The 18417-nt window shown below is 72.2% G+C and carries 12 protein-coding genes; 9 read left to right on the top strand and 3 right to left on the bottom strand.

Going from position 1 to position 18417, the window contains the following annotated elements:
• The first annotated feature begins 84 nt into the window (after window positions 1–84).
• The 4 genes from EDD34_RS06275 to EDD34_RS06260 all read left to right on the top strand — a co-directional run bounded on the left by EDD34_RS06275 (window position 85) and on the right by EDD34_RS06260 (window position 4678).
• A complete protein-coding gene (locus tag EDD34_RS06275; RefSeq protein WP_123813803.1) occupies window positions 85–1845 on the top strand; it encodes a glycoside hydrolase family 13 protein in 1761 nt (586 codons plus the stop codon).
• Between the two features lie 318 nt (window positions 1846–2163).
• Window positions 2164–2799, top strand: coding sequence for a hypothetical protein (locus tag EDD34_RS06270; protein WP_123813802.1), 636 nt, complete (start codon window positions 2164–2166; stop codon window positions 2797–2799).
• Window positions 2796–4238, top strand: coding sequence for an alpha/beta hydrolase family protein (locus tag EDD34_RS06265; protein ID WP_123813801.1), 1443 nt, complete (start codon window positions 2796–2798; stop codon window positions 4236–4238). Before EDD34_RS06270 ends, EDD34_RS06265 begins: the two co-directional genes overlap by 4 nt.
• A 50-nt stretch (window positions 4239–4288) precedes the next feature.
• On the top strand, window positions 4289–4678 hold the full coding sequence (locus tag EDD34_RS06260) for a hypothetical protein (RefSeq protein WP_123813800.1): 390 nt from the start codon (window positions 4289–4291) through the stop codon (window positions 4676–4678).
• Window positions 4679–4779: 101 nt separating this feature from the next.
• Here EDD34_RS06260 and EDD34_RS06255 read toward each other — a convergent pair whose 3' ends face one another.
• Window positions 4780–6507: a carbohydrate-binding module family 20 domain-containing protein gene (locus tag EDD34_RS06255; protein ID WP_123813799.1), complete on the bottom strand. Its 1728-nt coding sequence runs from the start codon at window positions 6505–6507 to the stop codon at window positions 4780–4782.
• A 411-nt stretch (window positions 6508–6918) separates the two neighbouring features.
• Between EDD34_RS06255 and dusB the strand changes: the two genes are divergently transcribed.
• The 4 genes from dusB (at window position 6919) to amaB (ending at window position 12643) form a co-directional block, all read left to right on the top strand.
• The gene (gene dusB, locus EDD34_RS06250) at window positions 6919–8148 is read left to right on the top strand and encodes a tRNA dihydrouridine synthase DusB (protein ID WP_123813798.1); all 1230 of its coding nucleotides are present in this window, start codon (window positions 6919–6921) and stop codon (window positions 8146–8148) included.
• Between the two features lie 125 nt (window positions 8149–8273).
• Entirely contained in the window at window positions 8274–9557 is a 1284-nt protein-coding gene (locus EDD34_RS06245; protein ID WP_123813797.1) for an NAD(P)/FAD-dependent oxidoreductase, read from the top strand.
• A gap of 36 nt (window positions 9558–9593) precedes the next feature.
• Window positions 9594–11093 (top strand): 2-oxoadipate dioxygenase/decarboxylase, encoded by a 1500-nt coding sequence (gene hglS / locus EDD34_RS06240; RefSeq protein ID WP_123813796.1) that lies wholly within the window; start codon window positions 9594–9596, stop codon window positions 11091–11093.
• Window positions 11090–12643 carry an L-piperidine-6-carboxylate dehydrogenase gene (gene amaB / locus EDD34_RS06235; RefSeq protein ID WP_123813795.1) on the top strand — a complete coding sequence of 518 codons (1554 nt, stop codon included), beginning with the start codon at window positions 11090–11092 and terminating at the stop codon, window positions 12641–12643. The genes hglS and amaB overlap by 4 nt, the downstream gene beginning before the upstream one ends.
• A 294-nt stretch (window positions 12644–12937) precedes the next feature.
• On the opposite strand, the gene EDD34_RS06230 is transcribed toward amaB, so the two are convergent.
• On the bottom strand, window positions 12938–14584 hold the full coding sequence (locus tag EDD34_RS06230) for a glycoside hydrolase family 53 protein (protein ID WP_123813794.1): 1647 nt from the start codon (window positions 14582–14584) through the stop codon (window positions 12938–12940).
• Window positions 14585–14643: 59 nt separating this feature from the next.
• Complete coding sequence (locus EDD34_RS06225) at window positions 14644–16815, bottom strand: beta-galactosidase (protein ID WP_123813793.1); 2172 nt, start codon at window positions 16813–16815, stop codon at window positions 14644–14646.
• A gap of 271 nt (window positions 16816–17086) precedes the next feature.
• Here EDD34_RS06225 and EDD34_RS06220 point away from each other — a divergent pair, with 271 nt between their 5' ends.
• The gene (locus tag EDD34_RS06220; RefSeq protein WP_123813792.1) at window positions 17087–18415 is read left to right on the top strand and encodes an ABC transporter substrate-binding protein; all 1329 of its coding nucleotides are present in this window, start codon (window positions 17087–17089) and stop codon (window positions 18413–18415) included.
• Window positions 18416–18417: the final 2 nt, after the last annotated feature.

Raw genomic sequence — 18417 nt, 5'->3', positions numbered from 1 at the left:
AACAATCTTGCAGCGGCGTCACACCCAGACCGACGCCTTGCCATGCTCAAGCGACATTCCCGACTTCCCGAGGACGATTCATCGATGACTCGCACCGAACTCCCCGCCGTGCCCCTGACCGGCGGCGACCAGGTCCACGCCCCCGCCCCGGGCACCGAGTGGTGGCGTGACGCCGTCATCTACCAGGTGTACCCGCGCTCGTTCGCCGACGGGAACGGGGACGGGATGGGCGACCTGCCCGGCATCACGGCACGGCTCGACCACCTGGCCAAGCTCGGCGTCGACGCGGTCTGGCTCAGCCCGTTCTACCGCTCCCCGCAGAAGGACGCGGGGTACGACGTCACCGACTACCGGCAGATCGACCCGCTGTTCGGCACGCTCGACGACTTCGACGCCATGCGCGCCCGCGCGCACGAGCTCGGCCTGCGGGTCATCGTCGACCTGGTCCCCAACCACAGCTCCGACCAGCACGCCTGGTTCCAGGAGGCCCTGGAGTCCCCGGCCGGGTCCCGCGCGCGCGAGCGCTACGTGTTCCGTGACGGCAAGGGGGCCGACGGCACCGAGCCGCCGAACAACTGGCAGTCGATCTTCGGCGGACCCGCGTGGACGCGGCTCGCCCCTCGTGAGGACGACGGCCCCGCGGGCCCGCAGTGGTACCTGCACCTCTTCGACTCGTCGCAGCCGGACCTGAACTGGGAGGACCTGGAGGTCCGGGCCGAGTTCGAGGACGTGCTGCGGTTCTGGCTGGACCGGGGCGTGGACGGTTTCCGTGTCGACGTGGCGCACGGCATGGTCAAGGCCGACGGCCTGCCGGACTGGGGCGGCAAGGTCGCCATGGTCGAGGGCTCGGACGCGGCGGACTCCGCGGAGGGCATCGGCGCGCCGGGCGGCTCGAACGAGGGCCCGATGTTCGACCAGGACGGCGTGCACGACATCTACCGCGCCTGGCACAAGGTGCTCGCCGAGTACGACGGCGACCGCTGCCTCGTCGCCGAGGCCTGGGTCAGCCCCATGTCCCGCCTCGCACGGTACGTGCGCGAGGACGAGATGCAGCAGGCGTTCAACTTCGCGTTCCTCACCACGAAGTGGGACGCGGCGACGATCCGCGGCGTGGTCACCGAGTCGCTCGAGACCATGGACGCCGTCGGCGCTCCCACCACCTGGGTGCTGTCGAACCACGACGTCGTGCGGCACGCGTCGCGCCTCGGCCTCGTCGAGATGGCCGACGGCCCGATGAACGGCATCGGCCCGCGGGACCCTCAGCCCGACGCCGAGCTCGGCCTGCGCCGCGCCCGCGCCGCCACGCTCCTCATGCTCGGGCTGCCCGGATCCGCGTACCTCTACCAGGGTGAGGAGCTGGGGCTGCCCGACCACACGACGCTGCCCGACGACGTCCGCCAGGACCCGGCGTTCTTCCGCACCGCTGGTGCGGAGACCGGCCGCGACGGCTGCCGTATCCCGCTGCCGTGGGAGGCGGACCGCCCCGGCCTGGGCTTCGGTTCGACGGAGGCGACGTGGCTGCCCCAGCCCGACTCCTACCGGGCGCTGGCCGCGGACCAGCAGTACGGCGTGGACGGCTCGACGTTCGAGCTGTACCGCTCCGCGCTCACGGCGCGCCGGGCCGAGAACCTCGGCCAGGGCGGACTGACCTGGGTGGCCGGGTACGCGGACGCGAAGGACGTGGTCGCCCTCCGCGTGGCCGACGTCGTCGTCCTCGCCAACCTCGGCCCGGCGCCGGTCGCGCTGCCCGACGGCGCCGAGGTGCTCATCGCCTCGGGCCCGCTGGCTGAGTCGGCCGAGGGCCCGGCCCTCCCGACGGACACGACGGTCTGGGTTCGCGCCTGACCGGTCGGAGGCACGGCACGGCTCCGCTCCCGCCTCGCGCGCGAGAGCGAGGAACCTGAGCGGTCGTGAGAGGCGGGCGGCATCATGCCGCCCGCCTCCGGCGTCTTTCGGTCCTGGCCGAATCGTCCGTCCGCCGCGCCCGGAGGTCACCTGCCCCGGGGAGCCCGCACCGGCGGGCCACGGGCCGCGGTTCGCCGCCGCGAACCACCGCGGCGGGCCGGCGCAATGGGGAGGTCTCCCCTTCGGTCTTGGTAGCGTCAGTGCAGGTCACGGGATACGTTCTGCGGGGAAATGAGTCCACCCGACGAGAGGCTCCCGATGCCCGGGTCCAGAACCCTGCAGGTCGAGACCGAGGAATGGCAGCAGCTGCAGCGAGCGGCCCGGGCGGGCGCGACCGACGGCGTGGCCGGGATTCTCGCGGATCATCTGGACGCGCCCGTCAGGGCGCTGCTGGTGACGACGGCCGGGGACCGCGGAGTGCGCTCCCGGCTGACGATGGTCGGCGGTCAGACCGTGATCGTGGCGCAGCGGATCGCGTCGGTCGAGGGCGAGCTCCGGGTCGAGCCGGGCGCGCGGATCACGTTCACGGATCCCGAGGACCTGTGGTCGTCGCTCGCCCGGACCCTGCCGGACACGGATCTGCTGCGCGCGCCGGCCGCGGCCGCCGTCGACGACGACCAGCCCCTGAGCCTGCCGTTCGAGGAAGCGCGAAAGCTCCTGGGGCGGGAGGAATGCAACCTCCGCGTGCAGGTGGAGGCCTGGCGCGGCGGCGACAGGCCGATCATGGTGTGGGGCCGGCTGTGGTCGGTGACCGACGACCGGCTGCTCGACGTGCGCACCGACGACGGCGAGCTGCGGCTCGTCGAGCGGCCCGCAGGCTCTGTCGCGAAGGAAGTGCGGTGGGCCCTGGTCGGGGCCGTCGACGCCACCACCCCGGCGGAGGTGGCCGAGTGAGCGAGCAGCTGTGGGGCCAGGACATCGAGCAGGTCCGGGACCTGGCCCGGACGTTCGATCGATCGGCCCAGAACCTGGACGCCGCCCGGCAGCTGATCGACGGCGCCGTGCTCGGCTTCGACGGCTGGGGCGCGAACGTCGACGAGATGCGTGACATGTGGTCGGGCGACCTCGCCCCGTCCCTCACCCACGCCGCGGACGCGCTGCGGACCGCGGGCGACAAGGCCGCCCAGAATGCCGACGACCAGCAGGAGACCACCGACTCGTACAGCGGCGGCAGCCCCTTCGCGGGCGCGAGCGCGAGCGGCTCGGTCCAGGCCGGGAACCCCTTCGCGGGCGCGTCGGCCGAGGGCTCCGGCGAGGCCGAGAGCGACGGCGGCGTGCTCGACTGGTTCGGCGACCAGGTGTCCGACGGCGCCGGCTGGCTCTCCGACAGCGCGTCCGATCTCGGCGGCTGGCTCTCGGATGCCGGATCGGCGATCGGAGGCAGCTTCGGCAGCCTCGGGGACGCCGGCGGTCAGCTCTGGGACGCCACCGGCGGCTCGATCCTGGACGGCCGGTGGCCGCGCACCACCGAGATGATCGCCTCCGGGTTGCTGTTCGGCGGCTCCTTGGTCAACGCCGCTCTGACGGCCGGCACCGCCGGCCAGGTGGACCTGCAGCTGTTCGACGACGGCGATCCCTACGCGGGCGACCCCCAGCCGGTGAACCCCGACACCATGACGATCCCCAACGACATCGAGGACCTGACCCAGAGCGTCACCGACGCCTACGGCGCGGGTGACGGGACGGTGCGTGTCACCACGATCGACACGCCGGAAGGGCCGCGGGTCATCGTGAGCGTGCCCGGCACGGAAAGCTGGAACCCGGCCACCGGCGACAACCCCATGGACCTGACGGGGAACCTCGTCACGGCGGGAGGCGGCACCTCGACCATGACGCGGGCGGTCGAGCTCGCCATGCAGAACGCGGACATCCCGCCGGGCGCCGAGGTGATGCTCGTGGGGCACTCGCAGGGTGGCATGACCGTCGCCGACCTCGTCTCGGACTCCGGCTTCGTGTCCGAGTACAACGTGACGAACGCGATGACCTTCGGTTCCCCGATCGACAGCAACCGCATCGACCCCGGCGTCAACGTGCTGGAGGTGCAGCACCAGTCCGACGTCGTCCCCCGGCTCGACCTCGGCGACTCCCGGGCGCCTTTCCTGCCGGGAAGCCCCGACTCCGGTTCGAACCACACGGACCTCACGCTGGACAACCCCGGCTCGTGGTATGACGCGACGGCGAACCATTCGCACAAGGAGTACACCGACTCGCTGTCGTCGAGCACGGATCCCGGGCTGACCGCCTATGAGCAGCAGCTCCGCGACAGTGGCTTCCTCAGTGGGAACGAGAACAGCACCAGCGCCGTGGACGTCCACGTCGGACGGGAGAACTGAAGGTGGAACCCCAGTTGACGAATGCACGCCGCAGGCACTGGGCTGTACGCATGGGAGTCGTCTCAGCTCTGGTCGCCCTCGTCTCAGGACTCACCGGCTGCGGTTCGGGAGCGCGGCAGTGCGAGGAACTGTATGCGACCGTCATCGGGGCGGTCGACGGCGTCGCGTCCGTCGACGCCGAATGCAGCCAGCAGTTCGGCGGCGGGTGGGAACGCGTCGACGTCCACCTGGCGACGAACGACGCCGACGGCGCCCGGACGATCGGTGAGGAGGTCCTCAAGGCGGTCGCCGCGGAGCCGGACATGGAACCGCTGTGGGCGACTCCGCGGGCGTACTACCTGGAGGATGGCACGGAGGCCACCATCGGCTTGCGTGACCTCGGGTTCAACGGTGTCCCCACCGTTCGCGAGGTCCGTGAGCACTACGGGATCGAGCCGTAGCGCGATGGTGTGGTCGGTCCTTCCGTGAGTGACCGGCAAGGTGATCTGCCGGTCACTCACAGAAGGACCGCACACCATCGGCCGAGCGTCGTCGTCCGGCGCTACCTCCAGGTGTCGTCCAGGGCGAGCGAGCCGTCCGCGCCCACGGTCGCGGTGCGGTTCGCGCCGCTCTCCCAGGTCGCGTTCCCGCTCCCGTCGATCTTCACGTACTTGTACTCGAACGTGGTACCCGCCGGGAGGTCGACCGTTCCGGTCCACGTCGGGTAGGAGGCCGCCGACAGCGCGACGCCGTTCGCGGGCGTCCAGGACCCGAGCTCGGGGAGGTCGCCCACGAGGTAGACGCTCTGGCCCCACACGGTGTCGGCGTGCGCCGCGACGGAGACGTCCCCGGTCTCCGCCGTCGGCGACGGCGTGCTGCCCGACGTCGCTCCCACGTGCACCGCCACCGCGCCGTACGCGGGGATCGTCGCGTTCAGCTGCCCGGAGCCGTCCACAGTGCGGGTGACCGAGCAGTCCGAGGCGGCGACGACGTCGCAGTACGTCCCGGCCGGGAGCGAGGTCTGGTACGTGCGGGTCACGGACGAGCCGGTGTTGTTGATGGCCACGTAGCCGCTGTCGCCGCGGCCGTAGCCGATGTTGTTGCTGCCGTCGTCCCACCAGTTCGTCACGCCGGTACCGGCCACCTCGTTGTGGAACCCGACCATGCCCTGGATCTCGGTCCAGCGCTGGGTGCAGGTGAACACGCCGCCGCAGTTCGCGTCGGGCACGGTGGTGCTGGTGGATCCGGGCACACCGGCGTCGTAGTCGGTGAACTCGTAGCCCGAGTAGACCGACGGCGAGCCGTACGGCCAGGACAGCATGAACGTGTTGGCCAGCACGTACTTGGCGCCCCACTGGTAGTTCATGGACTCGCCGTTGCGCTCTGTGTCGTGGTTGTCGACGAACACGCCGGCGACGTCGCTCGGGAGCTTGCCGTCGCCGATGTATCGCAGGTTCTTGATCTGGCCGTCGAAGTCGTGCTTGAGCTGGCGGGAGTAGTCGAACTCGTGCACGTCACCGCTACCCGTGTACTCGGACGGCTGGATCGGCTCGCCGGCGGCGCCGATCACCTCGTGGACCCAGTAGGCACCGGAGGTCTCCGCCTTGATCGCCGCGAGGTCGTCGGCCGGGATGTGCTTGGCCGCGTCGATGCGGAACCCGTCGACGCCGAGCGAGGTCAGGTCGTCGAAGTAGGCGGCCAGCCTGCCGCGCACGTAGTCGGAGCCGGTGCGCAGGTCCTGCAGGCTCACCAGGCGGCAGTTCTGCACCTCCCAGCGGTTGCCGTAGTCGCTGATGTTCGTCTTGCAGTCGTTGAAGTCGTTACCGCCGTAGATGCCGGGAAAGGAGTCCTGGCCGTAGGTGCTGCCCGCGACGCCGGTCCCGGAGTCCGCGGCCATGTGGTTGACGACGGCGTCCGCGATGACGCCGACGCCGGCGGAGTGGCAGGCGTTCACCATCGCGGCGAACTCGGCGCGCGTGCCGAGCTTGGACTCGATCTGGTACGACACGGGCTGGTAGGAGGTCCACCACTGGGTACCGGTGACGTGCTCGTTGGGCGGGGACACCTGGACGTAGCCGAAGCCGGCGGGTCCGATGGTGTCGGTGCACTCCGAGGCCACGGAGTTCCACGTCCACTGGAAGAGGTTGAGGATCACGTCCTTGTCACCGCGCGGGGGCGTGCTGGCGGCCGCGTCCTTGGAGGTGGCGGTCATCAGGCCGAGCGTGGCCATGGTGGCAAGGGCGGCGATCAAGGCTGTGAGCAGGGCGAACAACGGTGTTCGGCGCGTCATTGCGTCTCCCGGGGTTGTACTGACGGGGCATGCAGCAACGATGCTGCAAACTCTTGCGCACTTCGTTGCAAGAGAATACAGAGAGTCCGACCGAAAGAAAAGGGCAACTCGGACGGCGCCCGAGTCTTCGGGAAGGCCGCCCGGCCGGCACCGACCGCGCCATCCTGCAGCCCAAGGCGGGTGCCGACCACGCCATCTCCGCGCGACCACGCCATTTCAGCTGGTGGGAGCGCAACCATGAGTCAAGATGGCGTGGTGGCCGCGGGCGAGATGGCGTGGTCGTCGACGGGTGGGTGTGACACGGGTGGGTGTGACACGGGTGGGTGTGACACGGGTGGGTGTGACACGGGTGGGTGTGACGCGGGTCCGTGTGGCGCGGGTCGTGTCCGGGTGGCGCGCGGGTTTGGGACAATGGGGCGCGTGACTTCCCTTCTCGACCGTGCCGGCACGCCCGCGCCGACTCCCGCGGCGGCTCCCGTGCTGCCTCCGTTGCGGATCGGGCCGATCACCGTGGCGACCCCGGTGGTGCTCGCTCCGATGGCGGGCGTGACGAACCGCGCCTTCCGCACGCTGTGCCGCGAGGCCGGGCAGAGCACCGGCTTCGACCCGGGCCTGTATGTCGCGGAGATGGTCACCTCCCGCGCCCTCGTGGAGCGCAACGAGGCGGCGCTGCGGATCGTCACGTTCGGCGCGGACGAGTCACCGCGGTCCGCCCAGGTGTACGGCGTCGACCCGGCCACGGTCGGCGCGGCGGTCCGGATCATCGCCGCCGAGGACCGCGCCGACCACGTCGACCTCAACTTCGGCTGCCCCGTGCCCAAGGTGACCCGCAAGGGTGGCGGCGCGGCGCTGCCGTGGAAGAGGCAGCTCTTCACGGACATCGTGCGCGAGGCCGTCGGCGCCGCCGAGCCGTACGGCATCCCGGTGACGATCAAGATGCGCAAGGGCATCGACGACGACCACCTCACCTATCTCGAGGCCGGGCGCATCGCCGAAGGGCTGGGAGTCGCCGCCGTCGCCCTGCACGCGCGCACGGCCGCGCAGCACTACTCCGGCGTCGCCGACTGGGAGTCGATCGCGCGCCTCAAGGAGGCCGTCCGCACCGTCCCGGTGCTCGGCAACGGCGACATCTGGTCCGCGGAGGACGCGATCGACATGGTCCGCCGCACGGGAGCCGACGGCGTGGTGGTGGGCCGCGGCTGCCAGGGCCGCCCCTGGCTCTTCGCCGACCTGGCCGCCGCCTTCAACGGCTCGGACGCCCGCGTCCGCCCGGGCCTGCGCGAGGTGGCCGACGTCCTGTACCGCCACGGCGAACTGATGATCGACTACTACGACGGCGACGAGCACCGCGGCGTCCGTGACCTGCGCAAACACATGGCCTGGTACCTCAAGGGCTACGCGGTGGGCGGCGAGGCCCGGCACGCGCTCGCGCGCGTCTCCTCGCTGGCGGAGCTGCGCGAGCTGCTCGACACCCTGGACCTGACGGTCGGCTACCCGGGAGCCGACGCCGAAGGACAGCGCGGGCGCGCCGGCACTCCGAAGACACCGCACCTGCCGTACGGGTGGCTGGACTCCCGAGAACTGGACGCCGAGTTCGAGGCCAAGCTCCGCGAGGCGGAACTGAGCGTCAGCGGGGGGTGACTGGGGGCGGGTCGAAGCCCGCGCTACCGAAGACGGCGCGCCGCACGGGGCGGCTCGTTCTGGCCCGCCATGGGGAATTCGCTCGGTGATCTGCGGAATCGACGCGCCGCTGCCAAACTCTGCGCATGCCGATCCCCTCCGTCCGGCGGAGCAGGCAGGGTGCCCTGCCCAGGACGGTCGACGTCGTCGTCGCCGGTGGTGGCGCCATCGGAGCCGCCGTCGCGTACCAGCTGGCCGATGCCGGAGCGAGCGTGCTCCTCGCCGAGGCGTTCACGCTGCCCGACGGCGGCGAGCCGACCCACTTCTCGGCCTCGGCACAGCGTGCCGCACCACCGGTGGCGATCGCGAGGCTCACCGGCGGCGGGGACGCGCCGGCCGCGGCCCGCTCGATCGAGGCCCTCGACCGGCGCAGTGCCGACCTGTACGCGAGCCTCCCGGCGCGGTCCGGGGCGGGCATCGGGTACGGGGCGTCGACGCGGGCCAGTCTCCACCTGTTGCCCGACGACGACACGGTCGCCGCCTACACGGCCGCCGTCGCGCGCCAGACCGCGCGCGGCCTGAACAGCGTGATGATCCACGCGCAGGACGCCGCGGCGCTCAACCCCTACGTGGCAGCCTGGCAGTACGCCGGAGCGGCCCTCGTCGCCCCGGAGCGGTGGCACGCACCGGGCGCGGCCGCGGCCGACCTCCTGGCCGCCGCGTCCGACCGGGGCGCGGTGCTGCGCGAGCACTGCATGGTCCAGGGCATCGAACGAGCCGGCGGCACGGTGGCCGCCGTCTGGACCGAGCACGGGAAGGTCCGCAGCGGCGCGGTCGTGCTGTGCGCGGGGGCGCACTCCGCCCGCCTCGCGGCCTCGGAGCTGCCCTCCGGGCCGGCGCCCGTGCCCACCGGGCCGGCCGGCGGGGCCACGTCGGCCCCGGCCGGGAGCCTCGGGGACTCCGAGCGCCTGCGCCTCCCCCTCGTCGCCCGGCGGCGCGCGCTGGGCTTCACCCTGCCACTCGTCCCGCGGCCCGGCCAGGTCCCGGCCACGATCGACGTCGGCTCCACGTTCTGGTTCGCGAACGCCGAGCCGGACCGCGTCATGCTCGGTGTCGAACGGCCCGACCGTCCCCTGGAGGCCGGCCACGAGCCCCGGCTCGTTCCCCTGCTGCGCCGGGCGGCGGCGCACTGCGCGCCCGTTCTGGGCGAGGCGCCCATGGCTCCCGGCTGGCTCGGCACCCGCACCGAGACGCCCGACGGTCTCCCCCTTCTCGGCGCGCACGCCTCCGGGCTGCTGTACGCGACGGGGTTCGACGGCGCCGCGGCGCGAGTGGCGCCCGCCGTCGGCGAGGTGATGCGGGACTTGCTGGAGCAGCAGGAACCGGACATCGACGTAACCCCCCTCGGCGTGGAAAGATTCTGGCGATAGCACCATGCGCCACAAGCACTGAGGGAAGGATGGGGCATGTCTCAGGAGAAATTCCTTGAGCCCTGGCAGCTGCGGGCAGCGTTCGCCCGCTCGCTGTCAGACATGTACGGGAAGGAGGTGCCCGCCTACACCACGCTCCTGGAGGTCAGCCACGAGGTCAACGCCGACTTCGTCGCCACGCACGGGGCCGACGCCGAACGGCTCGGCTCGATCGACCGCGTCACCGCCGAGCGGCACGGCGCGATCCGGGTCGGGACACCCGTCGAGATCGCGCAGGTCGCGCGAATCTTCGGCGCCATGGGGATGCACCCGGTGGGCTTCTACGACCTGCGCGACGCCTCGTCGTCGTCCGTCCCCGTGATCTCCACCGCGTTCCGGCCGGTCGACCGCGACGAGCTGGCCCGCAACCCGTTCCGTGTCTTCACCTCGATGCTCGTGCCGGGCGACCGGCGGTTCTTCACCCGGGACCAGGAGCGCCGTCTCGACGAGTTCCTCGGCGCCCGCCGGCTCTTCGGGCCCGAGCTGCTGCGGCTCGCCGACCGCGCCGAGGCCGAGGGCGGGCTGCCCGCCGTGGAAGCCGCCGAGTTCCTGCGCCTCGCGACCCAGGCGTTCGAACTCTCCCGCGAGCCCGTGGACCAGGCCTGGTACCGCGAGCTGGAGGCAGTCTCCGCCGTCGCCGCCGACATCGGCGGCATCACCTCCACGCACATCAACCACCTCACCCCGCGCGTGCTCGACATCGACGACCTGTACGCCCGGATGACCGCCCGCGGCATCACGATGATCCCCGCGATCCAGGGCCCGCCCCGCTGGGAAGGACCCGACGTGCTGCTGCGCCAGACGTCGTTCCGCGCGCTCGCGGAACCCCGCACCTTCCGCACGCCCGACGGGCAGGTGGTCGAGGACTCGCTGCGCGTGCGGTTCGGCGAGGTCGAGGCCCGCGGCATCGCGCTCACCCGCGCCGGACGCGCCGCGTACGACACCGCCGTCGCCGAGCTCGACGAACGCGCCGCCGGAACCACCGAGGCGGAGCGCCAGAGGATCGGCCGCGAGATCTGGCACCGCACGTTCCCCGTCACCGAGACGGCGCTCGCCGACCAGGGCCTCGGCTATTTCACGTACGAGCTGACGTCCGACGACGGCGGGCGCGGAGACGACGGTGGACCCGGAGTCGGCGCCGGGCGCGGAGACGACGGTGGTTCCGCGAGTCATGACCGTCCGGGAGACGCCGGAGCGCCCGCCGGAGCCCGGGCACCCCGCGTCATCCGCACGCCCGTCGTCTACGAGGATTTCCTCCCCCGCTCCGCCGCCGGGATCTTCCAGTCCAACCTCACCGAGGAGGGCGCCAAGGACGCCGGCCAGACCGGCGCCGAGCGCGACGACGACTGGATGGCGGGCGCCCTCGGCCGCGATCTGAACGACCCGTTCGAGCTCTATGCTCGGCAGGTCCAGCGGTCGCTCCAGGCCGCCGCCACGACGCTCGGCGTCGCCCCCGAAACCCTGACCACTCCCACCACCCCCGGAGGACAGCCATGACCGCCACCACCCCGGCGCAGTCCATCTCGCCCCTCAGTGCCGAGCTCCGCACGGCGGCGCTCGCCGCGCTCGAACGCCTCGGCGCGAGCGTGCCGGAGGCCGCCGACGACGCGGGCCTCCCGGTGCGCTCACCCCTGTCGGGCGAGCGGATCGTCACGGTGCGGCGCGACGGTGCCGAGGAGACCCGGGCCGCCGTCGCGCAGGCGGCCGACGCCTTCACCGCCTGGCGTTCCGTGCCCGCCCCTGCGCGCGGGCACGTCATCAAGCGGTTCGGGGAGCTCCTCGCCGAGCACAAGGCCGACCTCGCCGAGCTGGTCACGATCGAGGCGGGCAAGATCACGAGCGAGGCCCTGGGCGAGGTCCAGGAGATGATCGACATCTGCGACTTCGCGCTCGGGCTGTCGCGGTCGATCGGCGGGCGGACGGTGCCGTCGGAGCGCCCGGGCCACCGCCTCATGGAGACGTGGCACCCGCTCGGTGTCGTCGGCGTGATCAGCGCGTTCAACTTCCCGGTGGCCGTGTGGTCGTGGAACACGGCGGTCGCGCTCGTCTGCGGCGACACCGTGGTGTGGAAGCCGAGCGAGAAGACGCTGCTGTCGGCGATCGGGTCGGCGGCCCTGCTGGACCGGGCCCTGGTCGAGGCCGGCTACCCGTCCGAGGTGTCGCGCCTGGTGCTGGGCGAGCTGGAGGCCGGCGAGGCACTGGTCGCCGACGAGCGGGTCGCGCTGCTGTCCGCGACGGGCTCCGAGCGGATGGGCGCCGCCGTCGCCCCCGTGGTCGCCGGCCGGATGGGCCGCTACCTGCTGGAGCTCGGCGGGAACAACGCCGCCGTGGTGACGCCGTCGGCTGACCTGGACCTGACCACGCGGGGTGTCGTGTTCTCGGCGGCGGGCACGGCGGGCCAGCGCTGCACCACCCTGCGCCGCCTGATCGTGCACTCCTCGATCGTGGACGACGTCGTCGCCCGCCTGGTCCGCGCCTACGAGGGCCTGCCGATCGGTGACCCGCGGGCGGACGGCACCCTGGTGGGGCCACTGGTCGACGCCGGTTCGGCCGAACGGATGGCCCAGGCACTGGCCGAGGCGCGGGCCGACGGCGGTGAGGTGCTCGTCGGCGGTGGCCAGGTGACGGTCGACGACGCCCCGGGCGCCACCTACGTGGCGCCGGCGATCGTGCGGATGCCCGCCCAGACCGCCGTCGTGCGGCGTGAGACGTTCGCCCCGGTGCTGTACGTGATGACGTACGAGACCCTCGACGAGGCGATCGCCCTGCACAACGGCGTCCCGCAGGGCCTGTCCAGCTCGATCTTCACGCTGGACGCGCGCGAGGCGGAGCGGTTCCTGTCGGAGGCCGGGTCGGACTGCGGGATCGCGAACGTGAACATCGGGACGTCCGGCGCGGAGATCGGCGGGGCGTTCGGCGGCGAGAAGTCCACGGGCGGCGGGCGCGAGTCGGGCTCGGACGCGTGGAAGCAGTACATGCGCCGCGCCACGAACACGATCAACTACTCGGACGAACTCCCGCTGGCCCAGGGCGTCAACTTCGGCTGAAGAGGCGACGCGGGCGCCCCCCGGCGCCCGCCCACCCCGAACCGCAGGTCGAGCCACATAGCCGCTGTCGAACCGCAGGTCGAGCCACATAGCCGCTGTCGAACCGCAGGTTGAATCGTTGAATTCGCAGATTCGAACGATTCAACCTGCGGTTCGGCGGCCGCCCACGCTCCCCGGTTGCGGTTCGGCGGCCGCCCGCGCGCCCCGGTTGCGGTTCGGCGGCCGCCCGCGGGCACCCGTTGCGGTTCGGCAGTCAGCCGCGAGACCCGGTTGCGGTTCGGCGGGCCGCCGGGGTCAGCGGGTGAGGTCCGGCGCCAGTTCCGCCGCGACCAGCGGGAGCAGGCGGTCGTCGAAGCCGAACATCGCCTGGTTCTCCCAGGCGTTGCCCGACGCCGGGTCCGCCGGGTCCCAGCCCGCGCCCTCGACCGCGGTCCACGCCGGCTCCCAGTACACGACGCCCAGCCCGCGCCCGCCCGGAGCGGAGGCCACGACGTCCTGGACCGCGCGGAACCACGACGCCTGACCCGCCTCGGTCGCCGGGTACCCGGCGACCAGCTCACTCGGCAGGTCGATGATGTTCCCCCACGCGGGGACGTCGTCGTCCAGCGTGAACGGGTACGCGACCTCGACCACGACCACGTCTCTGTCGTACCGCGCCGACAGCTCCGACACCGCGCCCTGCAGGTCCGCGAACGACCCGTGCCAGTAGCCGTAGTAGCTCAGGCCGATCAGGTCGAAGGGGACGCCTCGCGCCGTGACCTCGTCGAACCACCAGGTCAGTGAGTCGATCCCGTTGTTGATGTTCGTCAGGTGCAGGATCGTCCGCGCATTCGGGAACACCTCCTTGGTGGCGTCGTGCCCGGCCGTGAGGAACGCCGCCAGGTTGTCCCACTGCGGCTGGTCGACGCCGTCGCCGGGGTCGACGTCCCACGTCTGGCCGTAGGGCCACATCATGCCCGGGTTGATCTCGTTGCCGACCTGCACGTAGTCGACCGTCGCGCCGGCGTCGCGCACGGCCGTCAGCACGTCGCGGGTGTGGTCCGCGAGCAGCCCCGCCATCGCGGCCGGCGACTCGCCCTCCCAGGCGGCGGGCGTTCCCTGCGCCCCCGGATCGGTCCACCGGTCCGAGTAGTGGAAGTCGATCATGACGTCCATGCCCGCGGCCTCGGCCCGGGCGGCGGCGACGGCCACACGGGCGGCCGTGTTGTAGCCGTCGGCCGGGTCCACCCAGACCTTGAGCCGCGCGAGGTTCATACCCTGGCTCGCCAGCAGGTCGAAGGGATCGGCCACGGCGCCGTCGGTGTCGCGGTACACGGCACCGTAGTCCTCGTTCTTCGCGACGCCCGACAGGTCACCGCCGCGGAGGTCCCGTGTGGCCCGCCCGCGCTCCAGGGTGACGTCGTCGACGTTCGCCCACGCCCCGGCGCCGCCGTTCGTCGCCACCGACACCGTGCAGTTCCCGCCCGGCGAGTACGCCGAGACCGAGACCCGCACCCACTCGTCGTCCTGCTCCGTGACCGGCACCACGGTCGAGTCCGCCTCGGCCCGCCCGTTCCCGCACCAGAGCCACAGCTCCGTCGCGTCGAGGCCGCCGCCCGACCTCACCGTCGCGCTCGCGGTCCACCAGCCGGCCGGCACGCCGCTCACGCGCCGGCTCGTGGTGACGGAGTAGGCGTGGTCCGCCCAGTGCGTGAGCCGGGTGTCCGACGACGCCCCGCCCGCCTCCGTCTTCGCGGCCGCTTCGTCGCCGGTGGGCGAGGTCACTCCCCAGCCGGCGAGCCCGTCCTCGAACCCCGCGTTGACCAGCGGGATCGCGTTCCGCGCGACGGCATCGGCCCGCGGCGGCCGGTCCGCCGGGGCTGCCACGGCGGCGCCCGCGAGCGCCCCGGGCAGGGCGACGGCGAGTGCCACCGCCGGGATCAGTGCTCGTCTCTTCCACATACGTCCTCCTTGACGTTGCCGGCCCCCGGCCCTGTGCTCGGGAGCGCCTGGTGCTGTGGCTATCCGTCGCGGCGCAGGACCCGCACCGCGCCCGCCGGGACGACGACGCTCCCGGACGTCTCGTCCCCGGTCAGCAGGTCCCTGGCCGAACCGTCGAGCGGAAGCTTGGCGTCGTCGCCGCCGTGGTTGATCGCGATCACGTACTCGGTGCCGTCGCCGTGGCGGCGGATCACCTCCAGGTCCTCGGGGATACCCGACGACGGCAGCCCCGCGTCGGCGTACACGTCCGTCATCAGGGCCGACAGCGTCTCGACATCGAAGTTCGTGGACACGTACCAGCCGGTGCCCGCACCGTGACGGTGCCGCGTGACGGCGGCGCCGCCGGGCTTGGGACCGTCGACGTAGGTCGCGACGACGTCGGCGCCGGCGAGGGTCAGATCGTCGGCCCATACGGTGCCGGTCAGCTCGGTGCCTGCACGGTCCGTGCCGGTCAGCTCGACCCCTGCCTGGTCCGTGCCGGTCAGCTCGGTCCCTGCCCGGTTCGCGCCGGTCAGCTCCACGCCCGCGGGAGAGTCCGGACGGGGCGCGCTGCCCGCCGCGGGGCCGCCGTCGTACGTGACGGTCAGGTGCGCGCCGTCGCGCAGCGGCAGGAACTCCTCGACGGTCACGCCGAGCGCGTCCCGCAGCGGGGCCAGGAAGCCGCCCGGGTGCACGGCGTCGTGCTCGTCGACGATCCCGGAGAAGTAGGAGACCAGGAGCGTGCCGCCGCCTTCGACGTAGCGCGTGAGACTGGCGGCGCCGTCGACGGTGAGCAGGTACGACGCGGGAGCGACCACGAGCTTGTACCCGGACAGGTCCTGCTCGGGCCGGGCGAGGTCGACGGTGTGGCCGTCCCGCCAGAGGCGGTCGTAGAACGCGTCGACGCGCTCGCGGTGACCGGCGGCCTCACTGGGACGCCACTCGAGGTCCTGCGCCCAGAACGACTCGGGGTCCCACAGGAGCGCGACGTCGGCCCGGACCCGGGTCCCGCGCAGCTCGCCGAGACGGGCGAGGTTCGCGCCGAGCTCGACCACCTCGCGCCACACGCGGCTGCCGGTCCCGGCGTGCGGCAGCATCGCCGAGTGGAACTTCTCGGCGCCGGAGCGGGAGGCGCGCCACTGGAAGAACATGATGGCGTCGGCTCCCCGGCCCAGGTGCGAGAGCGAGTTCCGTGCCATCTCCCCCGGCCGCTTCGCGACGTTGCGCGGCTGCCAGTTCACCGCCGACGTCGAGTGCTCCAGCAGCAGCCACGGCTTGCCGCCGGCGACCGATCGGGTGAGGTCCGCGGCGAGGGCGAGGCCGACCTCGCCGCGCGGGTTCGCGGCGGTGAGGTAGTGGTCGTTGGACACGATGTCCACCTCGCGCGCCCACCGGAACAGGTCGGTGGCGGGGCATTCGGCGGCCATGAAGTTGGTGGTGACCGGCACGTCGGAGTACTCGCGGATGACGTCGCGCTCGGCGGTGAAGCAGGCGAGCAGGGCGGAGTCGGTGAACCGCGCGAAGTCCAGCCGCTGCGCGGGGTTGACCGCCGATGCCGCCGCCGCGGGGACCTGCACGTGCTCCCAGTCGCCGTAGACCTGGCCCCAGAACGCGGTGCCCCACGCCGCGTTCAGCGTGTCGAGGGTGCCGTATCGGCTCCGCAGCCAGTCGCGCCAGGCGCGCTGGGCGTGCACCGAGTAGTCGTCGGAGACGGGTGCGCCGTACTCGTTGTGGACGTGCCACAGCGCCAGGGCGGGGTGCCTGCCGTAGCGCCGCGCCAGTTCGCGCGCGATGCGGACGGCGGCCCGGCGGTACTCGGGCGAGCTCGGGGAGACCATGCCGCGCGAGCCGGGGCCCAGCGGCACGCCGTCGCGGGTGACCGCGCGCGCGTCCGGGTAGGTGGCGTAGAACCAGGCCGGGGGCGCGGCGGTGGGCGTGCCGAGGTCGACGCGGATCCCGTTCGCGTGCAACAGGTCGATGACGCGGTCCAGCAGCGTGAAGTCGAACTCGCCCTCTCGCGGCTCCAGGAGCGCCCAGCTGAAGATCCCGATGCTGACGAGGTTCACGCCGGCCTCGCGCATGAGGCGGACGTCCTGCTCCCAGACCTCCTCGGGCCACTGCTCCGGGTTGTAGTCGCCTCCGTAGCAGAGGCTGTCCACTCCGGGGAGCCAGCCCGTGAAGGCGGGTCCGACCGATGGTGCGCTTGCGGGCATGGGTACTCCTCGTACACGACGTCGTGCGGTGGTTCCACCGGACCGGTCCACCGCAGTAGCTGTGCACGGTCCCAGCGTTTCGTGCGCACAGTTCACACCATCCAGCGCTGTGATGGCAAGCCCATGAGGTCGGAACTGGGAGTTTGCGCTTCGCGTTGAGCCGTCGCTACTGTGACCGTGCACACCATCGTGCACCGAGACTCACACCGTCGTGACGCGACCGGGAAGGCCCGGACGCCCGACGCGATGGTCCTTGATGAGGAGGACACCCATGCGCCTGACCCCAGGCACCCAGGCCGGCGCGATTCTCGCCGCCACCGCCCTGCTCGCCGCCGGATGCTCCGCCGGCGCCGACAGCGCCGACGGCCCCGGCGACGCCCCGGACCCGACGGGTCCCGTCGAGCTCACGTTCTGGACGTGGGCACCGAACATCGAGAAGGTCGTCGACCTCTGGAACGCCGACAACCCCGACATCCAGGTGGTGGTGAACAAGCAGGACGGCGGCGACCCGGCCGTCACCAAGCTGCTCACCGCGATCGAGGCCGGCTCCGGCGCACCCGACATCATGCAGGCCGAGTACCAGAAGATCCCGCAGCTCGTGTCGAACGACGCGGTCGCGGACATCTCCGGGCAGCTGAGCGACGACACGCCCGGCCACTTCGCCGACGGCGTGTGGAACGCCGTGACCCTCGGGACCGACGCCGTGTACGCCGTCCCGCAGGACTCCGGGCCGATGCAGTTCTACTACCGCGCCGACATCTTCGAGAAGTACAACCTCGATGTCCCGGCCACCTGGGACGAGTACGCCGAGGTCGCCATGATGCTTCACGAGCAGGACCCCGACAAGTACCTCGGCACGTTCTCGGCGAACGACGCCGGCTGGTTCGTCGGCCTCACCCAGCAGGCCGGCGCGTCCTGGTACGGGATCGAGGGCGACGCCTGGGCGGTGGACATCGACAGCCCCGAGGTCACGCGGGTGGCCGAGTACTGGGGCGGGCTCGTCGAAGACGGCGTCATCGACAACAAGCCCATGTACACCCCCGAGTGGAACCAGGGGCTGAACGACGGCACCCAGGTGGGCTGGCTGTCCGCGATCTGGGCACCCGGCGTGCTGGAGGGCAACGCCCCCGACACCGCCGGCAAGTGGGAGATGGCGCCCATGCCGCAGTGGGACGAGAACGCCGAGGCGACCGGCGCGTGGGGCGGATCCGCGACGGCCGTCACGAGCCAGTCCGAGCACCCGGAGCAGGCCGCGAAGTTCATCGAGTGGATGAACACCGACCCGGTGGCGGTGCAGGCGCTCGTGGACGAGTCCGGGCTCTACCCCGCCGACATCCCGGGCTCCGAGGACGCCCTGGCCGAGCCGCCGGCGTTCTTCTCCAACCAGGAGAACTTCTACGAGATCGCCGCGCAGACCGCGCAGACCACCCAGCCCTTCACCTACGGGCCGAACATCAACGTGGCCTACAGCGCGTACAACGACGAGTTCGCCAAGGCCACCGAGGCGCGGTCGGCCGACGCCTTCGTCGCCGCCGTCGAGGCGATGCAGCAGGTCACGGTCGACGACCTGACGAATTCCGGCTTCGACGTCGCGGAGTGACG

The sequence above is a fragment of the Myceligenerans xiligouense genome (genome assembly GCF_003814695.1).
In the GTDB taxonomy this organism is placed as follows: Bacteria; Actinomycetota; Actinomycetes; order Actinomycetales; family Cellulomonadaceae; genus Myceligenerans; species Myceligenerans xiligouense.
This window is presented reverse-complemented; position numbering and strand designations above follow the sequence as displayed.